Source organism: Verrucomicrobiota bacterium, from assembly GCA_016200005.1.
In the GTDB taxonomy this organism is placed as follows: domain Bacteria; phylum Verrucomicrobiota; class Verrucomicrobiia; order Limisphaerales; family PALSA-1396; genus PALSA-1396.
The window spans coordinates 52152-59121 of sequence record JACQFP010000039.1 but is presented as its reverse complement, the minus strand read 5'-3'; the positions used below and the strand labels follow the sequence as shown (position 1 = coordinate 59121).

Sequence of the window (6970 nt, the reverse complement as noted above, 5' to 3'; positions counted from 1 at the left end):
GCCCCGATGGAGACATTTACTACCTCCGCCACGCTCCAGACCCAGAAGCCAAACCCATCGTTCTGCTCCATTGCCCAGTGTTCTGAATCCATTCCAACTTTGATCGCACACTCTTTTCCAACTTTGTTTGCTACACGACAACTTGGAAGAGTTGTGTTGACGACTTCCTAGTCCTAATACAATCTGTTGACAGTTCTTTGAGTCCAAGCACAATTAGTTGTGTTATTAACATGAAGAGTGCCCGTGGCGAAAGCCAAGGGAGAATAGGAAAACGGGTGAGAATCCCGTGTGGTAAAGTCCCGCTGTAACGAGCGACGAACGCCTGAAAAAAACCACTGTCCGATTTTGGATGGGAAGGTGAGGCAAGTAGGATGACCTCGAAGCCAGAAGACCTGCTTTTCATGCTCATCAAGTCCGACATGACGTCGGCAACTGTCTTGCCAAAGACAGGATGAGGGAAAAGACGAGCTTGTTCGGAGTCATTTGAGGCCCGCCTTCACTCCCTCGTGAGTGGTTGCGGGAATTTTTGTGCCCGCGTGTCGCGCACGAGCGGTTTCCCTTCGTAGTGAAATGCGGTGTGGCAGCCGCCAACAGGAAATCGCCCGACATGCTGCACGAACAACTCGACGGCCAGCTCCGGCTGGTGCAACTCGACCCGTTACAAGGTCAACCTTTTTCGGTCCGCAAACGCGATGGTCGCGTCGTTGCCTTTGACGAGACCCGCATTCAACTTGCCATCGAAGCCGCGTTCAAAGCCGACGCCGGACTTCATCGCGATCAGTCGCTGCCGCCCGCCGCGCAGAATAACGTCATTTGGGTCGCCAACGCGGTGATTCACGCCGCCATCACTCGCGCGGTGAAAGGTGACACGCTCGAAATCGAGTTCCTCCAAGACTTGGTTGAAACGCAACTGATGGAGGCTGGACATCACAGTATTGTCCGACGTTACATCCTTTATCGCGAAGAACGACGGAAAGCACGGGCGTTGCGCGGCGACCGCACGACAGAGGGTGTGCCGCAAGCGCAACTGTTCGTAATGCTCCCGGACAGCAACCGTGAGCCGCTTGATTCGCAACGCATTCGTCGTCGCCTCATCAGTGCGTGCCGGGGTGTCGAGGCGAACTGCTCCGCCAGCGGCCTCGCCGATGAAACACTCAAGAACCTCTACGACGGTGTGAAGACGGAGGAAATCGAGCAGGCAATGATTTTTGCGGCGCGCTCCCGCATTGAGCATGAACCCGACTACACATTCGTCGCCGCGCGTTTGTTGCTTCGGAAGATTTACCGCGAAGCGTTGCCACCGTTCAGCACACCGACGGAACTTGCCGCCCGGCACCGTGATTACTTCCCGAGCTACGTCGCGCGTGGAGTTGAAGTCGGTCGGCTCTCGCCCGAACTCCTGAAGTTTGACCTGGTGAAACTCGCCACCGCGCTTCGTCTCGACCGCGATCAGCAGTTCACCTACATGGGCACGCAGACGCTCTACGACCGTTACCTGATTCACCACGAGGGGCAGCGGCTGGAAACGGCGCAGTATTTCTGGATGCGCGTGGCGATGGGCCTCGCCATCAACGAAGGCGTGAAGAAGAACGAGCGCGCCGCTGAATTTTACGAAGTGCTCTCGACGTTCCGCTTCGTCAGCAGCACGCCGACACTGTTCAATGCGGGCACGCCGCATCCGCAACTCAGTTCGTGCTACCTGAGCACCGTGATGGACGACCTCGACCACATCTTCAAAGTCATCAGCGACGACGCGAAGCTGTCCAAGTGGGCGGGCGGCTTGGGCAACGATTGGACGAACATTCGCGCCACCGGTGGCCACATCAAAGGCACGAACGGCACGAGCCAGGGCGTGATTCCATTCCTCAAAGTCGCCAACGACACCGCCGTCGCCGTGAATCAGGGCGGCAAGCGCAAAGGCGCGATGTGCGCCTATCTCGAAACGTGGCATCTCGACATCGAAGACTTCCTCGAACTGCGCAAGAACACCGGCGACGAACGCCGCCGCACGCACGACATGAACACCGCGAACTGGATTCCCGACCTGTTCATGAAGCGCGCGAAGACGAACGGGAATTGGACGTTGTTCAGTCCGAGCGACGTGCCGGATTTGCACGACCTCTATGGCCGTGCTTTCGAGGAACGCTACGAACATTACGAACGTGAAGCTGACGCGGGCCACATCAAGCTCTTCAGGCGCGTCGAAGCCGTCGCGCTTTGGCGCAAGATGCTCACGATGCTTTTTGAAACCGGGCATCCGTGGATCACCTTCAAAGACCCGTCGAACATCCGCTCGCCACAAAGCCACGTTGGTGTCGTCCACAGTTCCAACCTCTGCACCGAGATTCTGCTCAATTCGTCCGTGGACGAAACCGCCGTCTGCAATCTCGGCTCAGTTAATCTCGCGGCGCATGTCACCGAGAATGGCCTCGATGGTGACTTGCTCGCCCGCACCATCCGCACCGCAATGTGGATGCTGGACAATGTCATTGACATCAACTTCTACCCGACGCCCGAGGCGCGAGCCGCGAATCTCAAGCATCGCCCGGTTGGTCTTGGTCTGATGGGCTTTCAGGATGCGCTCTACAAGCTCCGCCTGCCTTACGCGAGTGCCGCCGCTGTCGAGTTCGCCGACACGAGCATGGAGTTGATTGCGTATCACGCGCTGCTCGCCTCGTCCGAACTCGCAAAGGAACGCGGCGCTTACTCGACGTTCCAAGGCTCGAAGTGGAGTCAGGGTTTGCTGCCGCTTGACACTATTGAACTGTTGGCGCAGGAGCGCGGCGGCGGCGTGGACATGGACCGCACCGCACGGCTCGACTGGTCGCGCGCGCGTGAAGTCATCCACCAGCACGGCCTTCGCAATTCCAACACGATGGCCATCGCGCCAACGGCAACCATCTCGAACATTGTCGGGGTCGGCCAGTCCATCGAGCCGACCTACAAGCATCTTTTCGCCAAGGCCAACTTGAGCGGCGATTTCACCACGGCGAACACGTTCCTGGTTGCTGACCTGAAGCAACGTGGTTTGTGGGATGACGAAATGTTGGACGACCTCAAGTATTACGACGGTTCGATTCAGGAGATTGAGCGTATCCCGGCGGAACTGAAGGGGCTTTATCGCACCGCGTTCGAGATTGAGCCGCGCTGGCTGATCGAATGCGCGAGCCGCCGACAGAAGTGGCTGGATATGGGCCAGTCTCTGAATCTTTATCTCGCGCAGCCGAACGGCAAACAATTGAGCGAAATGTATCTCCTCGCGTGGGAAAAGGGACTCAAGACGACTTACTATCTCCGCTCGCTCGCCGCGACGCAGATTGAAAAGTCCACCACGGACACGAACCGGCGCGGCCTGCAACCCCGCTGGATGAAAAACAAAAGCGCGTCAGCAGACATTCAAGTTCAACGCGAGGGCGAGCCGGTTTCCGCCGAAGCCGAAGCTGCGCCCGTGAAAGCGTGCTTACTGAACGACCCAACGTGCGAGGCTTGCCAATGAACATGAACAAAAACATACGAACACATAACCTGGGCTTCCCCCGCATCGGGGCGAAGCGTGAACTCAAACGCGCCCTCGAATCCTTCTGGTCGAAGAAAATCGCCGAGGCGCAACTTGTCGAAGTCGCCAAAGCCATCCGCGCTGAGAACTGGCAACGCCAGCGCGCTGCCGGCATTGACCTCATCCCGTCAAACGATTTCAGCCTTTACGACCAGATGCTCGACACCTGCGCGTTGCTCGGTGCAGTGCCGGAGCGATTCCACTGGCAGGGCGAGCACGTTGACCTTGCCACCTACTTCACAATGGCACGCGGTGTCAGTGGGAAAGGTGACGACTGTGGAAGTTGCGGCGGTCCAGCCGTTGCGCTGGAAATGACCAAGTGGTTCGACACGAATTACCACTACCTTGTGCCGGAATTGCAGGGGGGGCAAACTTTCCGGCTCTCCTCCACGAAACCTTTCGACGAGTTTGCCGAGGCGCTGGCGCTTGGCATCCGCACTGTGCCAGTGCTCGTCGGGCCGATAACCTTTCTCCTGCTCGCCAAAACGCGCGGGGAAAACTTTGACCGGCTTTCGCTTTTGCCGAAGTTGCTTCCGGTCTATGCCGAAATTCTGCGCCGTCTCCATGCCCAAGGCGCGGAGTGGGTGCAACTGGATGAACCTGCGCTATGCCTCGACTTGACGCCGGAACAACGTGCTGCGTTTGGCACTACCTACGCACAATTTCACGAAGCCGCGCCAGGATTGAAACTTCTGCTCGCGACTTATTTTGGCGACCTGCGCGAAAATCTCGCGACTGCCTGCCAATTGCCGGTGGAGGCGCTTCATTTCGACGCCGCGCGCGCACCGCACGAACTCGACCGCCTGCTCACCGAGTTGCCGCCGACAATGCAGCTTTCATTCGGCGTCGTGGATGGACGCAACATCTGGCGGAACGATTTTGAGCGTTCGCTAAACTTGCTGCAAAAAGCGGCAAAAGCCATCGGAAATGACCGGCTCATCGTTTCACCGTCCTGCTCATTGCTTCATTCACCTTTGAGTCTGAAGCATGAAACTAAACTCGACCCGGAACTTAAAAGCTGGCTCGCGTTCGCGAAGGAAAAACTTTCGGAAGTTGGCTTACTCGCGCAACTCGTGAACCAGAATGGCGACAGCGCGGCCTTGCTGGAAAACCGCAAAGCCATTGCGAATCGCCGAAGCAGCCCGCGCATCCACGATGCGGTTGTTAGACTCCGAACTGAGGCTGTGTCGCCGGGAGATTTGCAGCGGCAAAATGCCTTCACCACGCGCCAGCCAAAACAGCAGGCGCGGTTGAATCTGCCAGCGTTTCCCACCACGACCATCGGTTCTTTTCCGCAGACGGAGGGAGTGCGCGCTGGCCGCGCACGTTTCAAGAAAGGTGAGCTTTCATCCGCCGACTACGAAAAATTTCTTGAACAGCAAACCGCCGAGTGCATCCGCTGGCAGGGGGAAGTCGGCCTCGACGTGCCGGTACATGGCGAGTTCGAGCGGAATGACATGGTGGAGTATTTCGGCGAGCAGCTTGCCGGATTTGTTTTTACCGAGAACGGCTGGGTGCAGAGCTACGGCTCGCGCTGCGTCAAACCGCCGATCATTTTCGGCGACGTTTCCCGTCCGCAACCGATGACGGTGCGCTGGTCGAAGCTCGCACAGTCACTCACACGCAAGCCGATGAAAGGAATGCTCACCGGCCCGATCACAATACTGCAATGGAGTTTCATGCGGGACGACCAGCCGCGCAGCGAAACGGCCAAACAAATCGCGCTCGCGTTGCGCGATGAAGTGCGCGACCTCGAAGCCGCCGGCCTGCCCATCATCCAGATTGACGAGCCGGCGTTGCGTGAAGGATTGCCGCTGCGCCGCGCCGACTGGCAGGAGTATTTGAATTGGGCGGTGGATGCCTTCCGTCTCGCTGCCAGCGGTGTGCGTGACGATACGCAAATTCACACGCACATGTGCTACTGCGAGTTCGACGATATTCTCGCCAGCATTGCCGCTCTCGACGCCGACGTGATTTCCATCGAGACCTCGCGCTCGAACATGGAATTGCTCGGCGCGTTCGCGCAGTTCCATTACCCGAACGACATCGGGCCAGGCGTGTGGGACATCCACTCGCCGCGCGTTCCCTCAGCGGACGAAATGCTTGGCCTCATCCACGCTGCCGCGAAGGTTATCCCGAAGGAACGCCTATGGTTGAACCCTGACTGCGGCTTGAAAACCCGCCGCTGGGAAGAAGTGAAACCGGCGCTGAAGAATCTCGTTGCCGCCGCCAAAGCGGCCCGTGAATTCATCAACTCTGAATCATCAACCATCAACTAACAATTATGTCTTGTTGCAACACAACGAACGAACGTCCGCAAAATCACGACCTCACCAAGCGCATCAACGCTGAAGACAAACGGCTGTTAAACTGCCGCGCGGTGGACGTGAACCAACTCATGCCGCTCAAATACAAGTGGGCGTGGGAACATTATCTCAACGGCTGCGCGAATCATTGGATGCCCACCGAAGTGCCGATGCAAAAGGACATCGAGTTGTGGAAGTCCAACAAATTCACCGCCGACGAACGTCAGGTCATCATGCGCAACCTCGGCTTCTTCAGCACCGCCGAAAGTCTCGTCGGCAACAACATCGTCCTCGCCATCTTCAAGCACATCACGAATCCCGAAGCGCGGCAGTATTTGCTGCGGCAGTCGTTCGAGGAGGCGATCCATACGCACACGTTCCATTACATCTGCGAATCGCTCGCGCTCGACGAACGCGAGGTCTTCAACATGTATCACGAGGTCAATTCCATCCGCGACAAGGACACGTTCGAGATGAAGCTGACCAGCGACATCCTTCAGCCGGATTTCAGCACGGAAACCGTCGCGGGAATGCAACGCTTCGTCAAAAACCTCGTCGGCTTCTACGTCATCATGGAAGGCATTTTCTTTTACAGCGGCTTCGTGATGATGCTGTCGTTTCATCGCCAGAACCGCATGACCGGTGTGGGCGAGCAGTTCCAATACATCTTGCGCGATGAGACCATTCACCTGAATTTCGGCATTGATCTCATCAACGGCATCAAGGCCGAGAACCCGGAGATTTGGACGGCGGAGTTTCAGACGGAGTTGCAGCGGCTTATCGAACAGGCCGTCGAACTTGAAATCGCATACGCCGAAGATTGTCTCCCACGCGGCATTCTCGGCCTCAACGCCGGATTGTTCCGCGAATACGTCCAACACATTGCTGACCGACGCTTGGAGCGCATCGGTCTTCAGCCGAAACACGGCTCGAAGAATCCCTTCCCATGGATGAGCGAGACGATTGACTTGGGGAAGGAGAAGAATTTTTTCGAGACCCGCGTGACTGAGTATCAAACTGGCGGCTCGCTTGCGTGGTGAATGTTTTACTGGCCAACGACCGGTGTTGTCCAATCTGTTGTGAAGCGAATGAGTGTCGCATCGCCAAC

General features: G+C 57.4%; 3 protein-coding genes and 1 riboswitch. All 3 genes read left to right on the top strand.

What is annotated here, in order from left to right; translation table 11 throughout:
* The first annotated feature begins 218 nt into the window (after positions 1–218).
* Positions 219–415, top strand: a riboswitch (cobalamin riboswitch).
* Between the two features lie 192 nt (positions 416–607).
* Genes HY298_14625 through HY298_14615 form a run of 3 tightly spaced genes read left to right on the top strand, consistent with a single transcriptional unit; the run spans position 608 to position 6902 of the window.
* The gene (locus HY298_14625; GenBank protein ID MBI3851490.1) at positions 608–3496 is read left to right on the top strand and encodes a ribonucleoside-diphosphate reductase subunit alpha; all 2889 of its coding nucleotides are present in this window, start codon (positions 608–610) and stop codon (positions 3494–3496) included.
* Between the two features lie 2 nt (positions 3497–3498).
* Entirely contained in the window at positions 3499–5835 is a 2337-nt protein-coding gene (gene metE / locus HY298_14620) for a 5-methyltetrahydropteroyltriglutamate--homocysteine S-methyltransferase (GenBank protein MBI3851489.1), read from the top strand.
* Positions 5836–5840: 5 nt separating this feature from the next.
* Positions 5841–6902, top strand: coding sequence for a ribonucleotide-diphosphate reductase subunit beta (locus HY298_14615; protein ID MBI3851488.1), 1062 nt, complete (start codon positions 5841–5843; stop codon positions 6900–6902).
* Positions 6903–6970 lie beyond the last annotated feature (68 nt).